General features: G+C 64.8%; 21 protein-coding genes and 1 pseudogene. 8 read left to right on the top strand and 14 right to left on the bottom strand.

Features of this window, described 5'->3' with window-relative positions; all coding sequences use genetic code 11:
* The first annotated feature begins 64 nt into the window (after nucleotides 1–64).
* Nucleotides 65–2650 (top strand): alpha-glucan family phosphorylase, encoded by a 2586-nt coding sequence (gene glgP / locus AC51GR_RS15475; protein WP_496325525.1) that lies wholly within the window; start codon nucleotides 65–67, stop codon nucleotides 2648–2650.
* A gap of 75 nt (nucleotides 2651–2725) precedes the next feature.
* On the opposite strand, the gene arc is transcribed toward glgP, so the two are convergent.
* Both arc and AC51GR_RS15465 read right to left on the bottom strand, forming a co-directional pair.
* Entirely contained in the window at nucleotides 2726–4507 is a 1782-nt protein-coding gene (arc, locus tag AC51GR_RS15470) for a proteasome ATPase (RefSeq protein WP_496325524.1), read from the bottom strand.
* Between the two features lie 166 nt (nucleotides 4508–4673).
* Entirely contained in the window at nucleotides 4674–5528 is an 855-nt protein-coding gene (locus AC51GR_RS15465; protein ID WP_496325523.1) for a tRNA (adenine-N1)-methyltransferase, read from the bottom strand.
* A gap of 148 nt (nucleotides 5529–5676) precedes the next feature.
* Here AC51GR_RS15465 and AC51GR_RS15460 point away from each other — a divergent pair, with 148 nt between their 5' ends.
* The gene (locus tag AC51GR_RS15460) at nucleotides 5677–6585 is read left to right on the top strand and encodes a RecB family exonuclease (protein ID WP_496325522.1); all 909 of its coding nucleotides are present in this window, start codon (nucleotides 5677–5679) and stop codon (nucleotides 6583–6585) included.
* 104 nt (nucleotides 6586–6689) lie between these two features.
* On the top strand, nucleotides 6690–7463 hold the full coding sequence (locus tag AC51GR_RS15455) for a thioesterase family protein (protein WP_496325521.1): 774 nt from the start codon (nucleotides 6690–6692) through the stop codon (nucleotides 7461–7463).
* Between the two features lie 38 nt (nucleotides 7464–7501).
* Here the strand turns inward: AC51GR_RS15455 and hisG are convergent, their stop codons facing one another.
* The 3 genes from hisG to AC51GR_RS15440 form a co-directional block, all read right to left on the bottom strand.
* Nucleotides 7502–8347, bottom strand: a complete 846-nt coding sequence (hisG, locus tag AC51GR_RS15450) for an ATP phosphoribosyltransferase (RefSeq protein WP_496325520.1) — start codon at nucleotides 8345–8347, stop codon at nucleotides 7502–7504.
* Nucleotides 8348–8415: 68 nt separating this feature from the next.
* Complete coding sequence (locus AC51GR_RS15445) at nucleotides 8416–8697, bottom strand: phosphoribosyl-ATP diphosphatase (RefSeq protein ID WP_482139431.1); 282 nt, start codon at nucleotides 8695–8697, stop codon at nucleotides 8416–8418.
* Nucleotides 8663–9409, bottom strand: a complete 747-nt coding sequence (locus tag AC51GR_RS15440; protein WP_496325519.1) for an HAD family hydrolase — start codon at nucleotides 9407–9409, stop codon at nucleotides 8663–8665. Before AC51GR_RS15440 ends, AC51GR_RS15445 begins: the two co-directional genes overlap by 35 nt.
* Before the next feature lie 119 nt (nucleotides 9410–9528).
* Here AC51GR_RS15440 and AC51GR_RS15435 point away from each other — a divergent pair.
* Nucleotides 9529–10047, top strand: a pseudogene (locus tag AC51GR_RS15435) (AAA family ATPase); the annotation flags it as partial.
* 42 nt (nucleotides 10048–10089) lie between these two features.
* Here the strand turns inward: AC51GR_RS15435 and AC51GR_RS15430 are convergent.
* From AC51GR_RS15430 to metH, 3 genes are all read right to left on the bottom strand, one after another.
* The gene (locus tag AC51GR_RS15430) at nucleotides 10090–11925 is read right to left on the bottom strand and encodes an HNH endonuclease signature motif containing protein (RefSeq protein ID WP_496325518.1); all 1836 of its coding nucleotides are present in this window, start codon (nucleotides 11923–11925) and stop codon (nucleotides 10090–10092) included.
* Nucleotides 11926–11971: 46 nt separating this feature from the next.
* Nucleotides 11972–13180, bottom strand: a complete 1209-nt coding sequence (locus AC51GR_RS15425) for an acyl-CoA dehydrogenase family protein (RefSeq protein ID WP_496325517.1) — start codon at nucleotides 13178–13180, stop codon at nucleotides 11972–11974.
* Nucleotides 13181–13247: 67 nt separating this feature from the next.
* Entirely contained in the window at nucleotides 13248–16826 is a 3579-nt protein-coding gene (gene metH, locus AC51GR_RS15420) for a methionine synthase (protein WP_496325516.1), read from the bottom strand.
* A 51-nt stretch (nucleotides 16827–16877) separates the two neighbouring features.
* Between metH and AC51GR_RS15415 the strand changes: the two genes are divergently transcribed.
* From AC51GR_RS15415 to AC51GR_RS15400, 4 genes are all read left to right on the top strand, one after another.
* Nucleotides 16878–17759: a PAC2 family protein gene (locus AC51GR_RS15415; protein WP_496325515.1), complete on the top strand. Its 882-nt coding sequence runs from the start codon at nucleotides 16878–16880 to the stop codon at nucleotides 17757–17759.
* 116 nt (nucleotides 17760–17875) lie between these two features.
* Nucleotides 17876–18223: a molybdopterin oxidoreductase gene (locus AC51GR_RS15410; protein ID WP_496325514.1), complete on the top strand. Its 348-nt coding sequence runs from the start codon at nucleotides 17876–17878 to the stop codon at nucleotides 18221–18223.
* Nucleotides 18223–20715 carry a nitrite reductase large subunit NirB gene (nirB, locus tag AC51GR_RS15405; protein WP_496325513.1) on the top strand — a complete coding sequence of 831 codons (2493 nt, stop codon included), beginning with the start codon at nucleotides 18223–18225 and terminating at the stop codon, nucleotides 20713–20715. Before AC51GR_RS15410 ends, nirB begins: the two co-directional genes overlap by 1 nt.
* On the top strand, nucleotides 20712–21035 hold the full coding sequence (locus tag AC51GR_RS15400; protein ID WP_496325512.1) for a Rieske (2Fe-2S) protein: 324 nt from the start codon (nucleotides 20712–20714) through the stop codon (nucleotides 21033–21035). The genes nirB and AC51GR_RS15400 overlap by 4 nt, the downstream gene beginning before the upstream one ends.
* Nucleotides 21036–21069: 34 nt before the next feature.
* Here AC51GR_RS15400 and AC51GR_RS15395 read toward each other — a convergent pair whose 3' ends face one another.
* From AC51GR_RS15395 to AC51GR_RS15370, 6 genes are all read right to left on the bottom strand, one after another.
* Entirely contained in the window at nucleotides 21070–21378 is a 309-nt protein-coding gene (locus AC51GR_RS15395) for a hypothetical protein (RefSeq protein ID WP_496325511.1), read from the bottom strand.
* Nucleotides 21379–21389: 11 nt separating this feature from the next.
* Nucleotides 21390–22640, bottom strand: a complete 1251-nt coding sequence (gene mshC / locus AC51GR_RS15390) for a cysteine--1-D-myo-inosityl 2-amino-2-deoxy-alpha-D-glucopyranoside ligase (RefSeq protein WP_496325510.1) — start codon at nucleotides 22638–22640, stop codon at nucleotides 21390–21392.
* Between the two features lie 57 nt (nucleotides 22641–22697).
* Complete coding sequence (locus tag AC51GR_RS15385; protein ID WP_496325509.1) at nucleotides 22698–23537, bottom strand: SCO1664 family protein; 840 nt, start codon at nucleotides 23535–23537, stop codon at nucleotides 22698–22700.
* A complete protein-coding gene (locus AC51GR_RS15380) occupies nucleotides 23534–24208 on the bottom strand; it encodes a DUF3090 domain-containing protein (protein WP_496325508.1) in 675 nt (224 codons plus the stop codon). Before AC51GR_RS15380 ends, AC51GR_RS15385 begins: the two co-directional genes overlap by 4 nt.
* A 96-nt stretch (nucleotides 24209–24304) precedes the next feature.
* The gene (locus AC51GR_RS15375; RefSeq protein ID WP_496325507.1) at nucleotides 24305–25012 is read right to left on the bottom strand and encodes a histidine phosphatase family protein; all 708 of its coding nucleotides are present in this window, start codon (nucleotides 25010–25012) and stop codon (nucleotides 24305–24307) included.
* Nucleotides 25013–25092: 80 nt separating this feature from the next.
* On the bottom strand, nucleotides 25093–25935 hold the full coding sequence (locus tag AC51GR_RS15370; protein ID WP_496325506.1) for an undecaprenyl-diphosphate phosphatase: 843 nt from the start codon (nucleotides 25933–25935) through the stop codon (nucleotides 25093–25095).
* Between the last annotated feature and the right edge of the window lie 20 nt (nucleotides 25936–25955).

Here is a 25955-nt window from a genome sequence, read left to right as displayed (position 1 = left end):
TTGAGCGTAGCGGGGCATCATCTTCCGGTCGCGGACGAGCGTACGGATGGGTAGGGTTTGCGCGGTGAAAGCACTGCGCCGCTTCACCGTCCGCGCCCACCTGCCCTCGTCCCTCCAGCCCCTGGCAAAACTGTCGACCAACCTCCGTTGGTCGTGGCATCCGGCCACCCAGGAACTCTTCTCGTCCATGGATCCCGCCCTGTGGTCCACGCTCAAAGATCCCCTGCGACTTCTGGGCGACATCGGACCCGACCGGCTGGCCGAACTTGCCGCCGACAGCGACTTCCTCGCCCGTCTGGGCGCGCTCTCGGCCGACCTCGACGAGTACCTGACCGAGCCCCGGTGGTTCCAGGGACAGGTCGCCGCGGGCAACCGGTTCCCGACCGGCATCGCCTACTTCTCGATGGAGTTCGGCGTCTCGGAGGTCTTGCCGATCTACTCGGGTGGTCTGGGCATCCTGGCCGGCGACCACCTCAAGGCGGCGTCGGATCTCGGGTTGCCGCTGATCGGCGTCGGCCTGCTCTACCGATGTGGCTACTTCCGGCAGTCGCTGACCGCTGACGGCTGGCAGACCGAGCGGTACCCCAACCTCGACCCGCAAGGGCTGCCGGTCCGAACGGTCAACGATGCGGGCGGCAACCCGGTGACGATCCGCGTGCCGATGCCCGACAACCGCGTCCTGCGGGCCCGACTGTGGATTGCCGAGGTCGGCCGAATCCCGTTGTTGCTGCTGGACTCGGACATACCCGACAACGACACCGACCTGCGCGGGGTGACCGACCGGCTCTACGGCGGCGACCAGGAACACCGGATCAAGCAGGAGATCCTGGCCGGCGTGGGTGGCGTGCGCGCGGTGCGCGAATACACGCGGATCCAGGGTCTTGCCGATCCCGAGGTCTTCCACATGAACGAGGGTCACGCCGGATTCATGGGCGCCGAACGTATTCGGGAGCTGGTCTCGCCCGACGGGGCCGCGCTCGACTTCGATTCCGCCCTCTCCGCCGTCCGCGCGTCGACGGTCTTCACCACCCATACCCCGGTCCCCGCCGGTATCGACCGCTTCCCGGTCGACATGGTGCGGCGGTACTTCGGCGACGATCACGGGCAGTCGACTCTCCTGCCGGGTCTCGAGCTGTCCCGGATCCTGGCACTGGGCAGCGAAAGCGACCCCGGCGTGTTCAACATGGCCCACATGGGACTGCGTCTGGGACAACGGACCAACGGTGTCTCCAAACTCCACGGCGCGGTCAGCCGGGAGATGTTCGGCGCGTTGTGGCCTGGTTTCGACGCCTCGCAGGTTCCGATCGGATCGGTCACCAACGGCGTTCACGCGCCGACCTGGTGTTCACCGCGCTGGACGGAACTCGCGGCAAACGGCGGCGACGATGTGCCCGACGAGTCCGCCACACTCGCCGCGATGAAAGACGTGCCGTCGACCGAACTCTGGGCGACGCGCAACACGCTGCGTACCGAACTGATCGCCGAAGTTCGGCGCCGACTCCGGCGATCCGGACTCGAACGTGGATTCTCCGCCGCCGAATTGGGTTGGACCGCAGGTGTTTTCTCGTCGCGCGTGCTGACCATCGGGTTCGCCCGGCGGGCGGCGACATATAAGCGGCTGACACTGATGCTGCGTGACACCGACCGGCTCAAGGCGCTCCTGCTCGACAAGGATCGTCCGGTGCAACTCGTGGTCGCGGGCAAGGCCCACCCCGCCGACGACGGCGGCAAGGCCCTCATCCAGCAGATCGTCCGGTTCGCCGACGCCAACGATGTCCGGCACCGGATCGTGTTCCTGCCCGACTACGACATGGCGATGGCGCGGTACCTGTACGGCGGATGCGATGTGTGGCTGAACAATCCGCTGCGCCCGATGGAAGCGTGTGGGACCTCGGGCATGAAGTCCGCACTCAACGGCGGCCTCAACCTGTCGATCATGGACGGCTGGTGGGACGAGATGTCCGACCACGCCAACGGTTGGGCGATACCCACTGCGGACGGCGTGACCGACGACGAGCGCCGCGACGACCTCGAGGCGGCCGCACTGTACGAACTGCTCGAGAACGTGGTGGTCCCGAAGTTCTACGACTCCGGTTCCGATGGTGTCCCGGCTCGCTGGGTCGAGATGGTGCGGCACACCCTGCACACGCTCGGTCCGCAGGTGCTGGCCTCGCGCATGGTCCGCGATTACACCCAGAAGTACTATGCGCCCGCCGCGATCTCGGGACAGGCCACGACGGAGAACCACTTCGAGGGCGCAAAAGACCTCGCCCGCTTCCGCGCCCAGATCGACCGGTCGTGGCCGTCGGTCAAGATCCTCGACGTGGACAGCGCAGGTCTCGACGACACACCGTTGCTCGGTTCGACGATGACATTGACCGCCCATGTGGATCTGGCCGGTCTGCGCGCCGATCAGGTGGTCGTACAGGCCGTCATCGGGCGCGTCGACGAGGCCGAGAACCTGACGCACGTCGCCACGCCGGCGATGTCCCTGGTCACCGAACATGCAGAGCCGGGTGGAGAGGCGATCTTCGAGGTGTCGGTTCCGCTGCCGATGACCGGTCCCGTCGGCTACACGGTGCGGGTGATGCCCTATCACCGATTGCTCACCAGCACAGCTGAACTCGGGGTCGTCAAGGTCGCCGGCTGACCGTCGGCCGAACAGAACAACGCTCCGCATCATCAGATGCGGAGCGTTGTTCCGTGTTCGAACCTCGGGTATTGGTTACAGGTACTGGCCGGTGTTGGTCTCGGTGTCGATGGCCCGGCTGGCGCCCGAGCTCTTTCCGGTGACCAGCGTGCGGATGTAGACGATCCGCTCACCTTTCTTGCCGGAGATACGAGCCCAGTCGTCGGGATTCGTGGTGTTCGGCAGGTCTTCGTTCTCGGCGAACTCGTCGAGGATCGAATCGAAGAGATGCTGGATGCGAAGACCCGACTGACCGGTCTCCAGCTGCGACTTGATCGCGTACTTCTTCGAGCGGTCCACCACGTTCTGGATCATCGCGCCGGAGTTGAAGTCCTTGAAGTACATGATCTCTTTGTCGCCGTTGGCGTAGGTGACCTCGAGGAAACGGTTGTCGTCGCTCTCGTCGTACATCCGCTCGACCACCCGCTCGATCATCGCCTTGATGCAGGCGTTGCGATCGCCACCGAACTCGGCGATGTCGTCCGGGTGTATCGGCAGCGTCGAAACCAGGTACTTCGAGAAGATGTCCATCGCCGACTCCGCGTCGGGACGCTCGATCTTGATCTTCACGTCGAGACGGCCGGGTCGCAGGATCGCGGGATCGATCATGTCCTCACGGTTGGAGGCGCCGATCACGATCACGTTCTCGAGGCCTTCGACACCGTCGATCTCGCTGAGCAGCTGTGGCACCACGGTGGTCTCCACGTCGGAGGACACACCCGAACCACGGGTCCGGAAGATCGAGTCCATCTCGTCGAAGAACACGATCACCGGGGTACCTTCGGACGCCTTCTCCCGGGCCCGCTGGAAGATCAGCCGGATGTGACGCTCGGTCTCACCGACGAACTTGTTGAGGAGCTCGGGACCCTTGATGTTGAGGAAGTACGACTTCGCCTCACGGGCGTCGTCGCCGCGGACCTCGGCGATCTTCTTGGCCAGCGAGTTGGCGACGGCCTTGGCGATCAGCGTCTTACCGCAACCGGGAGGACCGTAGAGCAGAACGCCCTTCGGGGGCCGGAGATCGTATTCGCGGAACAGGTCTTTGTGCAGGAACGGCAACTCGACGGCATCGCGGATCTGCTCGATCTGCCTGCCGAGACCACCGATGTCCTCATAACCGACGTCGGGCACCTCTTCGAGGACCAGGTCCTCGACCTCGGCCTTGGGGACGCGCTCGAAGGCGAAGCCCGCCTTCGTGTCGATCAACAGCGAGTCTCCGGGCCGGAGCTTGCGGTTGCCCTCTTCTTCGGCCAGCACGGCAGCACTGAGCGGCTCGGCCAGCCAGACCACCCGCTCCTCGTCTGCGTGGCCGACCACCAGCGCACGGTTCCCGTCGTCGAGGACCTCGCGAAGCGTGCTGATCTCACCGATGGAGTCGAACTCGCCGGCCTCGACGATCGTCAGGGCCTCGTTGAGGCGGACGGACTGGCCGCGTTTGAGGGTTTCGACATCGATGTTCGGCGAGCAGGTCAGGCGCATCTTGCGTCCGGAGGTGAACACGTCCACCGTCGAATCCTCGAACACACCCAGCAGCACGCCGTATCCGCTCGGCGGCTGTCCGAGACGGTCGACTTCTTCACGTAGGGCGATCAGTTGCTGACGCGCTTCTTTGAGGGTGTCGAGCAACTTGGCGTTGCGGGTGGTCAGCGTTTCGATGCGGGCCTGCAGGTCGGTGTCGCTCGCGGCCCGTCCGAACGGGGGATCCGAGCGGGGCACGCTCGGCGGCCGGTGTGAGGGCGAACCCCACTCTCCTTCGGGCGTGACGTCCGCGTTCAGACCGTCGCCCCCCACGGGCTCGTTGCTGCCTGATTCCGTCATTTCTGACTCCTCTCCGGCGAGTCGACTCGGCGTCACCATCACCAGGCGAACGTACGGTCGATCCTGTAACCCGAGGCTACCGGCGAAACGTCCGCCGTGCCCCATGCCTCGCGGACCGTGATGTTGTCGATGTGTTAATTGTCTGTCGCCGCAAGGTTTTCCGACTTTACTCGGATTGCTCCGGGATCGGCTGGTTCTTACTCGGACGCCGGTGGGGGCGTGGTGCGACGGTCCCTTCGGCCAGGCGGCGAGCGGTCACCAGAAATGCGGTGTGACCTTGCATTTTGTGGCTCGGCCGAACGGCAAGGCCGACAACGTGCCAATCACGGACCAGCGATTCCCAGGCTCGGGGTTCGGTCCAGCAGGTCTGCTCGCGAAGGGCTTCGACGACCCGGGAGAGCTGGGTGGTGGTTGCCACATAAACGGCCAAGACCCCGCCTGGCTTCAATGCGCGTTTGACGGTTTCGAGTGTTTCCCAGGGCGCGAGCATGTCGAGGACGACCCGGTCGACGTCCGCGGTGCCCGGGTAGTCCGAGAGGTCCGCGATGGTCAGATCCCAGTTGTGCGGCGGTCCGCCGAAGAACTCTTCGACGTTGCGGACGGCGTGTTCGGCATGGTCGTCGCGGACCTCGTAGGAACGGACGGTCCCGTGTTCGCCGACGGCGCGGAGCAGTGAACAGGTCAGGGCGCCGGAGCCGGCCCCGGCCTCGAGCACGGTGCACCCGGGATGGATGTCCGCCTCCATGACGATCTGCGCTGCGTCCTTGGGATAGATGACCTGGGCGCCACGCGGCATCGACAGGACGTAGTCGACGAGCAGGGGCCGCAGGGCGAGGTACGGCGTGTTGGAGGTCGAGGTGACCACGATGCCCTCGTCGGCGCCGATGAGGTCGTCATGGGCGATGCCGCCCTTATGGGTGTGGAAGCTCTTGCCGGCCTCGAGGCGCACGGTGAACTTGCGGCCTTTGGCATCGGTCAACTGGACACGATCCCCGATGGCAAACGGGCCTGTGGTGGACATTACGGGAGCGTGCCTTCCTGGCGAACAGCGGAAAACTTCCCTCACACGCAGCGCGAATACCGGGGATGTCAGAGCGTGATGACATCGCCTGCGGCAGGTCCGGCGCAAATGATGAGGGTTGTCGTTGGTCAGGCATACCCTGCCAGGTGTGAGCGTGAGTACCGAATCCCACCCCGAGAGTGAGTCGGAGACCACCCCGGGTGCACACCCGATACGGGTCCCGGCGTTGTCTCCGAGCCGGGCCGGAGACTTCAAACAGTGCCCGCTGCTCTATCGATATCGAGCCATCGACAGGCTCCCCGAAACCCCGACGCAGGCCCAGGTGCGCGGCACGGTTGTGCATGCCGCCTTGGAGAACCTGTTCGACATGCCGGCCGGGCTGCGGGTGCCGGAATCCGCCGAACTGCTCGTCGACGGCGCGTGGGGCGCTCTCTGCGAGCAGTCGCCCGAATTGCATGACCTGGTCCCCGACGATCAGGTCGACAAGTTCTTGTCCGACGCGCACAAGCTGATCACCACCTACTACACACTCGAGAACCCCACCGCGTTCACGCCGGAGTCGTGCGAATTGCGGGTCGAGGTCGACCTGGCCGGTGACGGCGACGAGGACGGTGTCCTCCTGCGTGGGTTCGTCGACCGGATCGATGTGGCGCCCGACGGCCGGGTGCGGGTCGTCGATTACAAGACGGGCCGCTCGCCGGGTGAGAGTTTCGAATCGCGTGCGCTGTTCCAGATGAAGTTCTATGCGCTGGCCATCTTCCGCCTCCGCGGCATCGTGCCCGCACGGCTCCAGTTGCTCTATCTCGCCGACGGCCAGTCGCTGGTCTACACACCCGACGAAGCCGAGCTGGAACGCTTTGCCAAAACCTTGAAGGCGATCTGGAAGGCGATTCTGACCGCAGGCGAGACCGGGGATTTCCAGCCCAAGAAGAGCCGGATGTGCCAATGGTGCGACCACAAAGCGCACTGTCCCGAGTTCGGGGGCACCGTTCTCCCCTATCCCGGATGGCCGACGGTCCCGGGCGCGACCGGTATCGAACCCATCGCCGGCGGTTAGGCACTCCGGAGCGGTGAACCACTCGGATGGCAAGATCGACGACTGTGTCCGAACAAGCCGCTTACTATCTTCCGCTCGGTCGCAACGGCGATCACGAACATTTCATGCCCACCGAACACACGGTCAGTGTGTGGGGCGATGAACTGCAGCATGGCGGTCCGCCCATCGGGCTGCTGGCGCGATCACTACTGCGGCACCAGCCAGATCCTGCGCAGGAGTTCACCCGGATCACGGTCGACATCCTCGGTGCGATCGGGATGACGGAGAACCGGATTCAGACGACGGTACTGCGGCCCGGCAAGCAGATCAGCCTTCTGCAATCCGAGCTGTCCGTCCGTCAGACCGACGGCACGTACCGGATCGCCGCCCGCGCTCAGGGCTGGCGGATCGCGACAGCGCAGACGTCAGAGGTCGCACACATGCCGGTGCCACTGATCACTCCCGCGCCGGACGAGATCGAAGCAGTACCCGGAATGACCGGTATCGGGCCGCTGGTCGGCGAATGGGCGACCCGAGGATTTGTCGGAACCCTCGATTGTCGGCTGGCCTCGGCCGATGCGGACGCCGGACGCGAGGTGTGGGTGCGGCCGAAACTACCGCTGGTGGCCGGTGAGCAGACCACCGACATCGAGAAGTTCTTCACCGTGCTCGACATCGCCAACGGCGTCGGCTCGCGGCTCGCCTTCGGTGAGTGGACGTTCATGAACACTGACACCACCGTGCATCTCTACCGGCAGCCGCTCGGTGAATGGACCGGAATCAAAGCCCGGATGACCGTGGGCCCGCAGGGATATGGGCTGACCGGGGCCGAACTGTTCGACAGTTCGGGTGCGGTCGGACGATCAGCTCAAACCCTGCTCATCCGAGCGGTGGGATGAGCAGGGTTCACTGAGCTGTGCCGGGTGAGAAGTAGGCCTCAGAAGCGGCAGGACCGGATGTCGGAGGCCAGGATGGCCTTCGCGCCGAGCTCGGACAGCTCGTCCATCAGGTTCTGGTGCTGCTTGCGTGGGACCAGCGACCGGACGGCCACCCAGTTGTCGTCGGCCATCGGTGCGATCGTCGGCGATTCGAGGCCCGGCGTCAGCGCCATGGCCTGGTCGAGGATGGCTCGGGGGCAGTCGTAGTCGAGCATCACGTACCGCTGTCCGTAGACGACGCCCTGCACCCGGGCGATGAAACGCTCGGCGGCCTTGCTGCGTTCGGCACCCTTGCGTTGCAACAGCACGCCTTCGGAATCGCACAGGGACTCGCCGAATGCGGTCAGCTGGTGCTGGCGCAACGTCCGACCGGATCCGACCACGTCGGCGATCGCGTCGGCCACACCGAGCTGGATCGAGATCTCGACAGCGCCGTCGAGACGGATGATCGTCGCCTCGATACCGCGGGCGGCCAGATCGGAACGCACCAGGTTCGGATAAGACGTGGCGATCCGTTTGCCGGCCAGGTCGGCGATCGTCCAGTTCGAATCGCTCGGTGCGGCGTAGCGGAATGTGGATGCGCCGAATCCGAGTCCCAGACACTCTTCGACGTCGGCGCCCGAGTCGAGCGCGAGGTCGCGACCGGTCAGCCCGAGGTCGAGTTCACCCGACCCCACGTAGATCGCGATGTCCGTCGGGCGAAGGAAGTAGAACTCCACCTCGTTGGCGGGATCGAGCACCGTGAGGTCTTTGGAGTCGGAGCGGCGACGGTAGCCCGCCTCGCTGAGGATTTCGGCGGCGGACTCGGACAGCGCCCCCTTGTTGGGAACGGCAACGCGCAGCATGTGAGTGGGGTCCTATCGGAAATGTGGTCGGGCAGGAGTTCGGCCGGTGTTCGCGGGATGGATCGAGCTCACAGATGCTTGTAGACGTCGTCGAGCGTCAGTCCACGATTGATCATCATCACCTGCAGCCAGTAGAGCAACTGAGATATTTCCTCGGACAGCGCCTCGGGAGACTCGTGCTCGGCCGCCAGCCAGACTTCGCCGGCTTCTTCGATGATCTTTTTCCCGAGGGTATGGACACCCTTGTCGAGTGCTGCGACGGTGCCGCTGCCCTCCGGCCGGGTGGTGGCCTTGTCGGTCAGTTCGGCAAACAGCTCATCGAAGGTCTTCACGGTGCTCGATTGTCCCATTGAATGCCTCCGCCACATCGTCGAGGGTCAGTCCGATCAGGTTCTGGCGTTGCGTCCGCCCCTCGCCGGCCGGGATCGGAGTGGCCGAGGGCACCACGAGGACCGGACAACCGGCCGCACGGGCCGCCTGCGTTCCGGTGGGTGAATCCTCCACGGCCAGGCAGTCGGCGGGGTCGATTCCGAGCAGTTGCGCTGCCCGCAGATAGGGGTCGGGCGCGGGCTTGCCGAACTCCACCTCATCACCACAGACGGTGACGGTGAAGCGGTCCCGGCCGAGGGTGCCGAGTGCTTCGTCGGCGAGTTCGCGCTCGGTGTTGGTCACCAACGCCATCGCAATGCCTTGCGCTGCAATCAGATCCAGCGTCTCCCGGGCGCCGGGCATCCACGGGATACCGTCCTTGAACAGAGCGCTGACACGGGCTCGGAGCCAGGCGGAGCGGCCGGTGTAGTCGCGCTGCGCGACCGGTAGTCCGGCGGCGTCGAACACCTTGGTCAACGCGTTGGTCATCGAATTGCCCAGAGTCGACTCGCGAACCTCATGGGTCAGCTCGAAGCCCAGGTCGGTCGCCAGATCGGCGATGGCGATATCCCACAGCTTTTCGGAGTCGAGAAGGGTGCCGTCCATGTCCCACAGAATTGCTTTCGGAAGATCGCTCACCGGCCCATCATGGCGGACCCCAACAGGTGAATCGAAATCGCCAGATGTACACATGGCGCGGATCACTCCCTACCCCTTTCAAGATATAGCGCACCCCAGGGCTTGCGGCCAGGCCCGGGTGATGCCGCAGACTCGCTGAATCACCTCTTGTAACGGCACAAGGAGTCCTCACTATTTCCACCGCCGACAGCGTGTTCAACCTTCCCGACCGTCTCTTCCACAAGACCGATCCGGCCCTGATTGCACGCGACGAACAGCACCTCGCCGCCATTGCCGAGAACCTCACGCAAACGATTGCCGACCTGTCGGCCCGACGCCTCGCCGAACAGACGACCTACAGCAGTACCGGCCGCAATGCGATGGACCGGGACATGGAGATCCACCGTCTCGGTGCGCGTCTGCGATCGCTGAGTCGCTTCGGGCCGGACCTGTGCCTGGGGTACATGGCTTTCGCCGCCACACGTGCGAATCCGATGGGTTTGGCGAGCCGACGCAGATACCGCTGGTCGCGCGGGAAGATCACCGACTATTGGGATGAGGTGTTCGGTGCCGAGGGACTGAGCTCGGCTGCCGCACTCGATGACCAGTCGGTGTTCATCGCCGGTCTGGGAACTCATCGATCAGCAAGGATGCGAGATGTGCTCGGCACCATCGCATCCGACCAGGACGCGATCATCCGCGGCGGCTCCCGACCCAGCGTTTGGTGATCCGCACGTATCCAGGCGACTGAACTGTCAGTAGGTCGGTGGCGGGCTGTTCCTTCCAACTTCTTCGCGAAGTTCGTGTGCGAGTTTCTCCTCTAGCGCACGTTGTCGGCGATTGGCCAGTCGTTCCTGTTGGCGGCGTGCGTGTTTGGCAGCGGTGCGCGGCTGCGTTCTTGGTGATGCGGTCGGTGGTGGTCGGCTGCGTGTGCCGCGTTGGTTGTCGAAGACGATCAACCTCAATGTCGGGAACAGGTCGTCGCCGGTCCAGCCCGGGCCGTGGTAGTTGCGGCGTTCTGGGGTGGTGAAGATCAGCCGGGTCCGCCCCGTGCTCGGGTCGGGGTACTGGTCATCGAGCCAGTCGCTGTACGTCTTGAGCAGGTGGTGAAAACGGCACAGCGTCTTCATCTCTGATGGATGGGTGCAGCCACCGGCCTCGGGGTCGTTGTGGCTGTACTCGCAGGTGTGGTCCAGATCGGCATCCCAGGCCTTGTGCTCGCACCCGGGCCACATGCAATAGACATCCCGGATCCGGAGGTAGGTGTCCAGGACGACCGAGGGCCGGTACCGGTCACCGGGTTGGGTGGCCGGCAGTGGAATCACGTGCGGGAACGGTGCCGCGACGATCGCATTGTCGTCGCCGTCATCGGGGAGGTCTCCGGCTGGCGGGTTCTGCGGTCCGCGCATGTATATCTTCGGCCGCTTCGGATTCGGTGAATCATCCTGGGGCGCTCGTTCTGGCTGCACAGATTCTGGCTGCTCGGCTGCTGGTCGCGCCGGGTCTGTCTCCGGCTGCGGCTGTCCGGGCTCGGGCTGAGGCTCGGGCGGTGTGGATTCCTGTTGTGCAGATGCAGATGCAGGCTCTGGCTGCGCGGGTGCAGGTTTGTTGCCCATCGGCCGCTGCACTGTCTCGGGACGAGCAGCGATATCACGAACATGATCGCCGGAGACGACACCGTGTCCGTCCATGAAGCCTGGATTCTCGGCGCGACCATCGACGGTGGCCTGATCAGTGATCACATGCAGGACGATCTTCACATCCACACCCGTAACCACCTGTCCGGCAGGAACTGTGACGATCTCAGCGGTGCACGGATGCTTCGGATCATTCGGGCATTCACAGCGGAACTCACGGCCCATCACGGTGGCGAACAACGCATCGGCCATCCGATCAGCCTTTTTTCGCGGGTCAGCCTTACAGGTGGCCATCGCCAGCTTTTCCAACCGCGCCATGATCAACGTCAATTCCTCAGCGGTGGAATGCGCATCCAAAACCGCCATGCCATGGTCGGTGTTGTTGGCCCACACCCCACGATTGTTCTTCGCATCCTCCCGGTTCTTACGAACCAGATCCGGATCCCGGCGAAAGATGATGGCATCGACCATGTCCCGCATCCGACCCTTCGACCACGACCCACGCCGACCCAGCGCTTCGGCGATCGCGGCATCGATCTCAGCCATATGGCTCGAGCCCTCGATCAACTCGGTCCGGGCGATGATGTCAGGAATATGGTGCGCAGCGATGCGCCCGGCTTTCAGCAACGCATTGACCGCAGGCAAGCGATCGCGCAACGCCAACCCACGATTGATCTGCAACTCCGCGGTCCGCTGCGTCAAACCCTGTGCCGCAGATAATCTCGCCGCACACTGCGCGAACGGATCAAGCGCGCGCATCTCCGCCTCAGACCCGGCAGTGGGCTCAACGAGATGTCGGTGCAGCATCGCCGCAGCGGCATAGCGTTCCCACTCCATCCGCGACTGCTGAGCCATCGCGAGTTCAGTGTTGCGCAGCAACTCGTTGACACCCGCTGATTCGACAGGACCGATTTCATCGTCCCCACCTGCATCTTCGATCTCCCCCTCGAACATACTTTTGAGTCTAGACCGGGGGTACGACAATCCATTTGGATGATCGCTAGCGGTTGCCGGCACTCCAGGCGTATGGGAGTTCGGTGCCGTTGAGGACGTGGTCGCCGATGGCGCGGGTCTTGAAGATCGTCGGATTGTGGACCGCGATGGTACGGGCGTTTCGCCAATGGCGGTCGAGCCGTAGCCGTTCCGAGGTGATCGACGCACCACCGACCTCGAAGAGCTCGTTGGTTGCCCGGAGCACGATGTCGACGGAGGTGACCTGCGCCTGCGACGCCGCGAGTTCGGCGCGATCGAGTTGCTCCGGGGTGACGGCGCTACCGGCAGCCAAGACCTCATCGAGGATGTCAGCCACGGCCAGAGCCGACGTCCGAGCGGTGAACGCGGCCGCGGACAGCTTGCCGATCACCTGCTGAACCAGTGGGTCCTCGCGGGGGAGGTCCGCTGCCGCATGGGTGTACGAGCGAGTGCGATTTCGGACCCATTCGGCAGTGTCGGACGTGGCGCGCTGGGCGATACCGGCGAGTCCGGCCAAGTGCACCAACTGTAGGTAGGAAGTCCCGTAGGTCTTGCCGGCGCCGCCGTAGCCCGGCCCAAGGATTCGTTCCGGGGCGACGACGACGTTGTCGAATTCTGTTGTTCCACTTGCGGTCAGACGCTGTCCGAAACCGTCCCAGTCGTCGTGCTGTGTGACACCCTCGGCGTTGGCGTCCACCAGGACCGATACCCGCTCGCCGTCATCGTCGGCCGCAACGAGGATGTAGTTCGAATACAGCGATCCGGTGCTGTAGTACTTGGTGCCGTTCAGGAGCCACGTGCCGTCCTGCTGGGTCAGTCGGGTCTGGTATCGGTCCACCGCACCGACCCCGGGTTCGGTGATGGCGTTGCCGACGAGGATGCCGCCGGCGACCGCGCGTAGCCAGGTGTCGCGCTCGGTGCTCGGCGGGCTCAGCAGCTGATCCTCGACAAAGCTGAAGTGCACCCGAAGGGCCTGCGGCAGATTCGATTCGGCGGCGGCCAGGTCGATCAGCAGCCGGAATTGCTGCCGCACAGTGGCACCGAGTCCGCCGAACTCGACCGGAACCCGTAGCGCGCCCAGCCCCGCCTCACGTAGTAGATGGACCTCATCGTGTGCCAGGCGCCGGTCGACCTCACGTGCCGTGGCCCCGGCCGCGATCGTCTCGAAAACCGGACCGAAACGCGCGTCGAGTTCGGCATCGGTGATGGCACCCGGGGCGGAAATTGTCGAAGTCATGCCCCGAGTGTCGAATACTTCGGATCCGAAGACACCGGTTGCACTCAGCCTGAGTGCAACCGGGTACTCACGTGTTGAAGTATTTCGCTTCCGGGTGATGTAGGACGAACGCGTCGGTCGACTGTTCCGGATGCAGCTGCAGCTCCTCGGAGAGTTCCACGCCGATCCGCTCGGGTTCGAGCAGGTCGATCATCTTGACGCGATCCTCCAGCGACGGGCAGGCCCCGTACCCGAACGAGAAGCGGGCACCCCGATACTTGAGGTCGAAGAAGTCCTGGGTGTCTTCCGGATCTTCGGAGGCCACACTGGTGTCACCGAAACGCAGTTCCTCACGGATCCGCCGGTGCCAGAACTCGGCCAGTGCCTCGGTGAGCTGGACGCCGATGCCGTGGACTTCGAGGTAGTCGCGATAGGCGTCCTTCGCGAACAGTTCGTTCGCGAAGTCCGCGATCGGCTGACCCATCGTCACCAACTGGAACGGCAACACGTCGACCTGACCGGTCTCGATGGCCTCTTCCCGCGAACGGATGAAGTCGGCGATGCACAGGAACCGGCTGCGTTGCTGCCGCGGGAACTCGAAGCTGTGTCGGATGGGCGCGTCGGGACGCGGCTCGGTGAGCACGTGCACCACGTCGCCCTCGCTGACCGCCGGGAAGTACCCGTAGACCACCGCGGCATGCTGCAGGATGTTCTCCGTCGCCAACCGGTCGATCCAATAACGCAGGCGCGGTTTGCCATCGGATTCGACGAGGTCCTCGTAGCTCGGTCCCTCCCCGGCGCGTGCGCCGCGAAGTCCCCACTGTCCCAGGAACAATGCGCGTTCGTCGAGCAACGTCAGGTAATCGGCGACCGCAACACCCTTGACGATGCGGGTACCCCAGAACGGCGGTGTCGGGACCGGAAGTCCGGCCGCAACATCGGAACGTTCCGGGACGACGACCGGTTCGGCCTCGGCCTTTCGCTTTTCGGCGATGCGCTTGGAACGCTCGTGGCGCGCCTTGCGCTCCGCGGTCTTCTCCGCAGCCGCGATGGCCTCGGGGCTCTCCGGGTCGAGCCCGCCACCACGCTTGACCAGCATGATGTCGTCCATCAACCGCAGCCCCTCGAAAGCGTCCCGCGCATAGTGCACATCGCCGTCGTAGGTCTCGCTCAGATCGTTCTCCACGTAGGAACGGGTCAGCGCCGCACCACCGAGGAGCACCGGGTACTTCTCGGCGAGACCGCGGCTGTTGAGCTCCTTGAGGTTGTCCTTCATGACCACGGTCGACTTCACCAGCAGCCCGGACATCCCGATGACGTCGGCATTTTTGTCCTGGGCGACTTCAACGATGGTGGAGATCGGCTGCTTGATACCGATGTTGACCACTTCGTAGCCGTTGTTGGACAGGATGATGTCGACGAGGTTCTTGCCGATGTCGTGGACATCGCCCTTGACGGTCGCGAGAACAATCCGGCCCTTGCCGTCTTCCCCGGTCGCCTCCATGTGCGGTTCGAGGTGTGCCACGGCGGTTTTCATGACCTCGGCGGACTGAAGCACGAACGGCAGCTGCATCTGGCCGGATCCGAACAGCTCACCGACGGTTTTCATGCCCGACAGCAGCGTCACGTTGATGATCTCGAGCGGTGGCTTCTCGGTCATCGCCTCGTCGAGGTCGTCTTCGAGCCCGGCACGCTCACCGTCGACGATGCGACGCTCGAGTCGTTCGAACAGCGGCAGTCTGCCGAGTTCTTGCGCACGGCTCTCACGGGCCGACGCCGCCGAGACCCCTTCGAACAGGGCCATCAGCTTCTGCAGCGGGTCGTAACCCTCACGGCGACGGTCGTAGATCAGATCGAGCGCGACCTCGCGCTGCTCGTCGGGGATCTTCGACATCGGCAGGATCTTCGACGCGTGCACGATCGCGGTGTCCAGGCCCGCCTGCACACACTCGTGCAGGAACACCGAGTTGAGGACCTGGCGGGCAGCGGGGTTCAGGCCGAACGAGATGTTGGAGATACCGAGGGTGAAATGCACCTCCGGGTGGTTTTCCTTGAGGATCCGGATGGCCTCGATCGTCTCGATGCCGTCCTTGCGGACCTCTTCCTGGCCCGTGGAGATCGGGAAGGTGAGGGCATCGATGATGATGTCCTCCTCCTTGAGGCCCCAGTTCTCGGTGATGTCGGTGATCAGCCGTTCGGCGATGCGGACCTTCCACTCGGCGGTGCGGGCCTGACCCTCTTCGTCGATGGTCAGGGCCACCACGGCAGCGCCGTGGGTCTTGACCAGCTTCATGATCTTGGTGAAGCGCGAATCGGGGCCGTCGCCGTCCTCGTAGTTGACCGAGTTGACCGCACACCGGCCGCCGAGGTGCTCGAGGCCGGCCTCGATGACCTCGGGTTCGGTCGAGTCGAGCATGATCGGCAGCGTCGACGACGTGGCGAGCCGGCTCGCGAGAGCCGACATGTCGGCGGTGCCATCACGGCCCACGTAGTCGACGTTCAGGTCGAGCATGTGTGCGCCGTCGCGGGTCTGGTCCTTCGCGATGTCGAGGCACTTCTGGTAGTCCGCGGCCAGCATGGCGTCGCGGAAGGCCTTCGATCCGTTCGAGTTCGTGCGCTCACCGATCATCAGGATCGATGCGTCCTGTGAGAACGGGACGGCGCTGTAGAGCGACGAGACCTCGGCCTCGTGCTCGGGCTTGCGCTCCGCCTTCTGCACGCCGGCGACAGCGTCGGCCACCTGCCGGATGTGTTCGGGTGTGGTGCCGCAGCAACCACCGACGAAGGACAGACCGAACTCCTTGACGAAACCACTGAGGGCGTCGGCGAGTTCTTCGGGTGTGAGCGGGTACTCCGCGCCATTCGGGCCGAGTTGGGGCAGCCCGGCGTTGGGCATGACCGAGATGGGTACCTGCGCGTGCTTGCTCAGGTACCGCAGATGCTCGCTCATCTCCGCGGGGCCGGTCGCGCAGTTGAGACCGATCATGTCGATGCCGAGCGGTTCGAGCGCGGCCAGCGCAGCACCGATCTCCGAACCGAGCAGCATTGTCCCGGTCGTCTCCACGGTGACGTGGGCGATGATCGGGATCCGTCGCTCGAGGTCGGCCATGGCCTGTTGTGATCCGAGGACCGCGGCCTTGACCTGGAGCAGGTCCTGCGAGGTCTCGATCAGGATGGCGTCGGCGCCGCCGTCGAGCATGCCTGCGGCACATTCGTAGTAGGCGTCGCGGATCGAGGCGAACGTGGTGTGGCCGAGGGTGGGCAGCTTGGTGCCCGGACCGATGGAACCCAGGACGAACCGGGGTGTGCCGTCGGCGCTGGGACCCACTTCGTCGGCGACCTCACGGGCCAGCTTCGTTCCCTTGAACGCGAGCTCCCGGATGCGGTCGCCGATGTCGTAGTCCCCCAGGTTCGACATGTTGCAGCCGAACGTGTTGGTCTCGACCGCATCGGCGCCGGCTTCGAAATAGGCACGGTGGATCTCGCGGAGCACGTCGGGCCGGGTGTCGTTGAGGATCTCATTACAGCCCTCGAGACCGAGGAAATCATCCAACGTCAGATCTGCGGCCTGCAACATGGTTCCCATGGCACCGTCACCGATCAAGACGCGTTTACCCATTGCGGTGAGCAATTCCGTATCAAAGGACGGCGATGTGGCACTGGACATGGTTATCAGGGTAGTTCGCTCTCAATTGGGGTTCGGTCGTAGGCTGGTTCGGTGAACGCCGAGCAGAGCGCAAGCCTCCCACAGTTGCGCCGCCCCACGCTGGTTGCTGCCTTTGAGGGTTGGAATGACGCCGGCGATGCGGCCAGTGGAGCCGTGGAGCACCTGGAACTGGTCTGGGACGCAGTACCGCTCGCCGAAATCGATTCAGACGACTACTACGACTTTCAGGTGAACAGACCCACGATCAAGCAGATCGACGGAGTCACCCGAAGGATCGATTGGCCGACCACCTCGATCTCGTACTGTACGCCGCCCGGTTCGGACAGAGATATCGTCCTGCTGCGCGGCATCGAGCCGAACATGCGATGGCGCGGTTTCTGTGGCGAAATCCTCGACATCGCGCGAGAACTCGAGGTCGAGACGGTGGTGATCCTTGCCGCACTTCTGGCCGACACGCCGCATACCCGGCCGGTCCCGGTGACCGGCGCCGCGTACAGCGCCGAATCGGCCAAGCAGTTCAAGCTCGAGGAGAGCCGCTACGAGGGTCCGACCGGGATCACCGGTGTCCTGCAGGACGCCTGTGTCGCGGCGGGTATCCCGGCCATCTCGTTCTGGGCCGCGGTACCCCACTACGTCTCGACGCCACCCAACCCGAAGGCATCGGCGGCGTTGCTCAGTCAACTCGAAGAGGTCCTCGACGTGGAGGTCCCGCTCGGCGAGTTGCCGGAACAGGCCGAGGAGTGGGAGCGGGCGGTCACCGAGATGACCGAAGACGACGACGAGATCTCCGATTACGTGCGCGGACTCGAAGAACGCGGCGACGCCGAGGTCAGTGTCGACGAAACACTCTCGAAGATCGACGGCGACGCGCTGGCCGCAGAATTCGAGCGCTACCTGCGCAGACGTGGCCCCGGCGGGAGCTTCGGTGCATGACGGTTCGTTCCGCGAAGGCGTGATCACCGACCTGCTGTGAACGCGGTGAGATCCTGACAATGGACTCGTAACCCCGTCGAAAGTGCTGGTTCATCGAGTTCACGTTTAGTGACGGCATGTCCAGTACACCGAAGTTCCTGCAGGGTGTCTTTTCTTTCACCGGTAGCGGTCTGACCAAGACAGCCCCCTTGGATCCGTCACTGACCTACCAGGTTCCGGCCGGCATGACCGTCCAGCCGCTGTATTTCCGCGGCGGCAACAGCAGTGACGAACTCGTCTACGTGACACTGCTGCGTGATCAGCAACCCATGCGGTGGTTCCCGATGGGCGCCAAGGCGTCGGTGAACGTGCCGCTGCGCGTGGTCGAGGACGTCGACCCGGACAGTGTCCTGGAGTTGGTGTTCGCCGCGCCCGAAGGATGCACCGGGGAAATCGTCGTCGACTTCGGGTTCGTGCAGTTCTGATGTCGGCGACACAGCAGCGCCGTCGTCTGGTGGTGGTCGGCAACGGCATGGCCGGAGCCCGCACCGTCGAGGAAATCTTGCAGCGCGGCGGTGGGTCGCAGTTCGAGATCACCATGATCGGCGACGAACCGTACGGCAACTACAACCGGATCATGCTCTCGCATGTGCTGGCCGGGGAGAGTTCGATCGACGACGACGACCTGATGCTCAATCCGATGGCCTGGTACCGCGAGAACGACGTCCGGCTCTACGCCGGCGACCGTGCCGTCGCCGTCGACCGGTTCGCCAAGATCGTCACCTGCGAGAGCGGCCGCACCATCGGTTACGACGTGCTGGTGATCGCCACCGGCTCCAACACTTTCTTCCCGAACATGGACGGCCTGCGAGAGGCCGACGGCAGGCTGGCGCGCGGGGTGTTCGGGTTCCGCACCATCGAGGACACCAACGGCATGTTGCAGATGGCGCTGTCCCGCGAGGGGATCCGCGCCGTCGTCATCGGCGGTGGCCTGCTCGGACTCGAGGCCGCGTACGGGTTGCGGACCCAGGGCATCGACGTCGATGTGGTGCACTCCCCCGGTCATCTGATGAACCAGCAACTCGACGAGCGCGGCGGGCGCGTTCTACGGAACAAGATCGAAGAACTCGGGGTGGGTGTGTACACCTCGAAGCGGACCACCGCGGTACTCCGTGCCGAAGACGGCGCGGTCGCCGGGGTCGGCTTCAACGATGGCACCAGTCTGCCCGGCGACATGATCATCGTGACCGCCGGAATCCGGCCCAACGTCGAGCTCGCCCGGGCCGCGGGTCTGGTCATCGAACGTGGAATCGTCGTCGACGACCAGATGCGGTGTGAAGACGAGGGTGCCATCTACGCGGTCGGCGAATGCTGCCAGCACCGGGGCGAGGTCTACGGCCTGGTGGCCCCGCTGTGGGAGCAGGCCGGTGTCCTGGCAGATGTCCTGACGGGGTCGAACCCGGAGGCGGCGTACCACGGGTCGCGATTGACGACGAAGCTCAAGGTCGCCGGAGTCGACGTCGCGGCGATGGGCGTCAAGGGACCCGAGCGTGACACCGACGAGTTCGTCCAGTTCTACGAACCGCGCAGTGGCACCTACAAGTCGGTGGTCGTCCGCGACAACAAGCTGATCGGGGCGATGCTGCTCGGCGACATCAGCAAGGTCAACTTCCTGACGCAGGCCTTCGACGAGAAGGTGGCGCTCCCCGACGAGCGCATCAGCATGCTCTTCGACATGGGTACGCCCAGTGCGCAAACCGGTGCCGCCGAACTCGCCGACGATGTTCAGGTCTGCAACTGCAACGGAGTCACCAAGGGCGACATCGTCGCCTGTGTCCACGCCGGGGCCACGACCGTCGGAGAGGTCGTGGCGAAAACCAGGGCCGGCAAGGGCTGCGGTTCCTGCAAGGGATTGGTCGGCGACATCGTGGCCTGCGCTGCGGGCGGCGAACTCGCCTTGGACCCGTCCGCGGACTGGTACGTGCCGTCGATCCCGCTGGCCAAACCCGAACTGATCGCGCGGATTCGGGAGCTGAACCTGCGGTCGGTGTCGGCGGTGATCGGTGCGCTGTCCCCCGACGGTGACGAGGTGACCGCCAAGATGCCGCTGGCGTCGCTGCTCCGGATCATCTGGGACGCCGACTGGGAGGACGAACGCGGCGCACTGTTCATCAACGACCGCGTCCACGCCAACATCCAGCGCGACGGCACCTTCTCGGTGGTCCCCCAGATGAAGGGCGGCGTCACCAATCCCGCGCAATTGCGCCGGATCGCCGATGTGGCAGACAAATACAACATCCCGATGGTGAAGGTCACCGGGGGGCAACGGATCGATCTGCTCGGCATCCGCAAAGAAGATCTACCCAAGGTCTGGGCAGATCTCGACATGCCGTCCGGGTACGCGTACGGCAAGAGTTTCCGGACGGTCAAAACCTGTGTGGGCCTCGACTTCTGTCGCTTCGGCCTGGACGACTCGACCGCCCTGGGCATCGCGATCGAGGAGAAATACCAGGGCCTGGAAACCCCGGCGAAACTGAAACTCGCGGTCACCGGATGTCCCCGGAACTGCGCCGAGGCACTGTGCAAGGACTTCGGGGTGGTCGCGGTCGGTGACGGCCGCTGGGAGATCTACGTCGGCGGTGCGGCCGGCGCCCACATCCGCAAGGGAGACCTGCTCACCACGGCGGTGGGCGTCGACGAGGTCCTCCGCATCTGCGGGGTGTTCATCCAGTACTACCGCGAACAGGCCAAGTGGCTCGAACGCACCTACGCCTGGGTGCCGCGCGTCGGCATCGAGGAGCTACGGGCCATTCTCGTCGACGACCGGGATGGCTTGGTGGACGGATTGTTCGAACGCATCTGCGCCTCGGCGGCGGCCTACACCGATCCGTGGAAGGAACGGCTCGAACCGAAGTCGCCCGCACAATTCACGCCCTCGTTGCCGCTGATCGAGCTCCCCCTGGTGCCGGTCCGATGACGGAGACGAAGCCGGAGGCGACGCAGGTTGGTTCGATCACCGATCTGACGGTCGGTGAGGGGCGAACCTATGTGGTTGACGGACAACAGGTTGCGGTGTTCCTGATGGCCGACGGTTCCGTCCGCGCCCTGGGTGCCCGTTGCCCACACCGGGGTGGCCCGATCGCCGACGGTCAGACCGACGCCACCAAGGTGATGTGCCCGCTGCACCAGTACACGTTCTCTTTCGAGGACGGCAGTTGCACCAACGGCACCGACATCGAAGCCCTACCGGTCTATCAAGCCGAGGTCCGCGACGGCGGGATCCATATCTGGACGTGACCCGGCCACGTGAATCGGGGCGGGGTCAGGGCGGTCAGGAGATCCGTTCGATCGACACGACAGGTGTTGTGATGCGCCAGGTTCGAACGTCGGGGTCCTCGGCGGCCCGGACCCAGAACTGCGCGGACTCGCCGACCCGGCATGCCTTCACGCCGAGCAAGGGGATGTCCTCGGAATCCCGGCGGAGCTGACTCACCGCCCAGGCCTCGTCACCGTCGCTGCCCACGCCCGGTGCGCGAAGCAGGGTCATCTCACCGAAATCGAGTAGGTAGGTCGACGTCCGCGTGGTCACTGCCCACACACCCACAGCTGTACCGGGATCGATCTCTTGAGCTTTGGCCACGATGTGGAACCTTACCCAAGCGGAGCGATGCGTACACCGAGGAGCGCGTCAACGGCATCGGCCACGTCGGCGGGCGCAGAAGGCACCTTGCCGAGTCCGCCCAATGTGTCGTGGGCCCAGGCGTCAATCGCGACAAGTGCTTTGGGGGTGTCGAGGTCGTCGGTCAGATGCTGACGCAGTCGCTCGATGGTCGGCTGGGCATCGGGGCCGGACTCGCAGGCGGCGGCGTTGCGCCAGAGTTCCAGCCGGGCCACCGCCTCGGCCAGTACCTCATCGGTCCAGGGCCGGTCGGTGCGGTAGTGCTCGGCGAACAGACCGAGGCGGATGGCACCGGGGTCGACATCGGCGGCCCGCAGCTTGGAGACGAAGACCAGGTTGCCCTTCGACTTCGACATCTTCTCGCCGTCGAGACCGATCATGCCGGTGTGGACGTAATGCTTGGCGAACCGGCGGGCTCCGGTCAGAGCCTCGCCGTGGGCAGCGGAGAACTCGTGATGCGGAAAGATCAGATCGCTGCCGCCGCCCTGGACATCGAATCCGGCGCCGATCCGGTTCAAAGCGATTGCCGTGCACTCGATGTGCCAGCCGGGCCGACCGGGTCCGTGCGGCGAGTCCCACGACGGCTCACCTTCGCGCGCGGCCCGCCAGAGCAACGCGTCGAGCGGGTTGCGCTTGCCGGGCCGATCCGGGTCGCCGCCACGTTCGGCGAAGAACCGCTGCATGGTCGGCAGGTCGTAACCCGACTCGTATCCGAACTGCTCGGTGGCGTCGACGCGGAAGTAGACGTCGGGGTATTGCTCGTCGTCGACGATGTAGGCGGCGCCGGAGGCCAGGAGCTTGCCGACGACCTCGACCACCTCGTCGATCGATTCCACGGCACCGATGTAGTCGCGCGGTGGCAACACCCGCAGCGCCGCCATGTCCTCGCGGAACAGATCGGTCTCACGCGATCCCAGGTCGACCCAGTCGATACCGTCGCGCTGCGCCCGTTCGAACAGCGGGTCGTCGACGTCGGTGATGTTCTGGACGTAGTGCACATCGTGTCCGAGATCGCGCCAGAGGCGATTGACCAGATCGAAGGTGAGGTAGGTGGCAGCGTGCCCGAGATGCGTTGCGTCGTAAGGCGTGATGCCACAGACATACATCGTCGCAGTCTTACCGGGCACCACCGGGCGGATCTGCCGGTCAGAGGTGTCAAAGAGCCTCAATGCCGGTCCTTGACCGGGAACAACGGGAACAACGGTTTCAGACCACGACTGCATGAGGTCCACCTTATGGGCGCAGCACGGGGCCGCGCTCTCGGGGCCGAGAAGAACGGGTCAGAAAGCGGGCCACGGGATGGGCCGCGACCGATCGGCCTGGGGCATCACGGGTCGTTCGACCATCTCGGCGGTGCGGTTGATGAGCGCTGCCACCTCGGCGGGTGTGATCAATTCGGCGAGCTGGTCGCGCAACGGCGAGTCCTCGCTGCGCAGCGTCTCGAGCAGGCCGACGACATCCTCGAGCAGATGCGCCGGGATGGATTCGGCGGCCCATCCCCACAGGACGGTCCGGAGTTTGTCCTGGGTGTGCATGCAGATGCCGTGGTCGACGCCGTATACCTGGCCGTCGAGGCCCTCGAGGACGTGTCCCCCCTTGCGGTCGGCGTTGTTGATGAGGATGTCCAGGACCGCCATCCGCTGCAATCGCGGATCGTCGGCGTGGACCAGCACCACCTCTTCCCCGCGGGAGTCCACGGCGGACAGGATCAGCTTCCAGCCCTCGGGCACCAGGTCCGGTGAGCACAGGTCCACCAGATCGAGGCGGGTCGGCAACCCGTCGGCGGGTTCGGGCGTATCGATCCACCGCTGCACCATCCCCGGACCGAACGGTCCGTCGCGCAGCAGCGTCGTCGGGACCACCGACCAGCCGAGCGCGTCGGACACCAGATACGAGGCCACCTCGCGTCCGGCCAGGGTGCCGTCCGGGAAGTCCCAGAGCGGCTGTTCCCCACGGACCGGCTTGTACACACACCGGACCTGCTCGTCACCCAGGACGGCATCGCAGACGAGTGTGGCGTTGCTGGCGTTGCGGATCTGCCCGATCAGTTCGAGTTCACCGGTGGCCAGGATGTGCGCCACATCAACAGGCCGGTCACCGGTCGGCGTGCTTGCTGTCACCGGCCGGACTCGTCACCGGCATCCGGACCGGAGGGGTCGTCGGGATCGTCCTCGTCGAGCAGGGTCGGATCGTTGAACAGATCGGGGTCGACGAACTCGAGTGACGGGCCGAACGTGGCCTCGCGGTGGTATCCGTTGGTCCGGACGCAGATGTGCCCGGTCGAATCGAGCGGATCGCCGCACAGCGGACACGGCTCACGACCGGCCGAGATGACGCGGCTGGAACGGGCGGCGAACTCCCGGGCCGCACCGGTGCTGAGGAACACCCGGACCGCGTCGGGTCCCTCTTCGGTGTCGTCGAGCACAACACTCTCGTCGAACTCACCCTCGGTGATGGCGAGCAACTCGACCACGACCGCCTCCGATTCGGAGTCCCAGCCCAGGCCCATGGTGCCCACCCGGAACTCGGCGTCGACGGGCATCAGCAGCGGGCTGAGGTCTTCGACCCGGGCCAGCTCGGCAGGCAATGGTGTCCCGAACCGGCGGTGCACCTCTTCGAGCAGCGCACCGATCCGATCGGCGAGGATCTGGACCTGCTGCTTTTCGAGCATGACGCTGATGACCCGCGTCTCGTGGATGGCTTGCAGATAGAAGGTCCGGTCACCGGGCTGGCCGACCGTTCCGGCTATGAAACGGTCCGGGCTGCGGAAGACGTGTATCGCTCTGGCCATGGCACCTCCGTTCTCCTGAAATTGATTATCCCCAATCGGGGCGGGTTCGCCCAAGGCGTTGCCGGTTGGTGTCGCGACGGTGGCGACATCGCGCGCTCAGGTCCCGGTGGAACCGCCGACGACGGCATCGTCGGGGTGACTGTGCCCGGACTTCTCGGACTTCTCGGACTGCTTCGGCTGCGCCGGGATCGACGGGAGGGTCGAGGTGCAGTTGACCGCATGCACGTACGGTCGCGCCACGCTGTACCGGACCACGCTGGCGGACGCCGGTTCGACGACGATCCGCTGGAACGAGTCGAGGTGCATGCCCATCGCGTCGGCGAGGATCGCCTTGATGACATCACCGTGCGTGCACGCAATCCAGATGCCGGATCCGTCTTCACCGGAGAAGCGTGCGTCGAGTTCCCGGATCGCGGACACGGCCCTGGCCTGGACCTGAGCCAGCCCCTCCCCGTCGGGGAAGATGGCCGCGGACGGCTGCTGCTGCACCACCCGCCACAGCGGTTCCGAGAGCAGTTCCTTGATCGATCGTCCGGTCCACTGGCCGTAGTCGACCTCTACCAGCCGCTCGTCCACGATCTCGGGGCAACCAAAATGGTCCACCAGCGGCGCCACGGTCTGCTCACAGCGCAGCAGCGGTGAGCGGACGACCGCCACCGGGCTCTGCAGGCCGCCGAACCGTTCGATCAGACCGGCGGATTGGGAGCGACCGTGATCATCGAGTCCCACCGATGCCGAGCGGCCGGCCAGCACACCCGAGGTGTTCGCCGTTGATCGTCCGTGTCGAAGCAATATGACCGTCACGTGTCATACCTTATGCGCCGGAGCGGTTACCCGACTCGGCGCGAGCGCGTCGTCGCACGTCACAGCCCTGCGCCAAAAAATCATGTTGCGCTGATCACGCCGCCGGCGAGCAACCCGAACACGAGCAGGCCCAGGAGCACGCGGTAGCCGACGAACCAGTACAGCGAATGGTTCGCCACGAACTTCAGCAACCAGGCGATGGCGGCATAACCGACCACGAATGCGACCAGGGTGGCGACCAGCAGTTGCATGCCGGACGACTCCATGCCGTCGCCGGTGGGATTGAATGCGTCGGGCAGGCTGAACAGTCCCGATGCGGTCACCGCAGGAATTGCCAACAGGAATGAGAAACGCACCGCAGCTTCACGTTTGAGACCGAGGAACAGGCCCGCGCTGGCGGTGGCGCCGGAACGCGAGACTCCGGGGATCAGTGCCAGACACTGGGCCAGGCCCATGACGATCCCGTCACGGGTGGTGAGTTTTTCGATGGGACGTTCTTTCCGGCCCAACTTCTCCGCTGCGGCGATCACCACGGAGAAGATGATCAGCATGCTCGCCACCAGCCAGAGATTGCGGGCACCGGTCCGGATCTCGTCTTTGAACAGCACGCCGAGGACACCGATCGGGATCGTGGCGATGATCACATACCAGCCCATCCGGTAGTCGAGGTCGCGGGCGTCCTTGTTGAACATCCCCCGGAACCACGCCGCGATGATGCGCACGATGTCCTTCGCGAAGAACACCAGCACGGCGGCTTCGGTACCCAGCTGCGTCACCGCGGTGAACGACGCACCGGCGTCTTCGCCGAACCAGATCTCGGAAACAATGCGCAGGTGACCGGAGGAAGAAATCGGCAGGAACTCGGTCAATCCCTGTACGGCCCCAAGGACTATCGATTGGGCCCATGTCATGGTGTCACTCACGGGGGCAGATGCTACGGGAA

The organism is Williamsia sp. z71, assembly GCF_059553375.1.
Note: the sequence above shows the minus strand (reverse complement) of the source record. Positions and strands in the feature narration are given on the sequence as shown.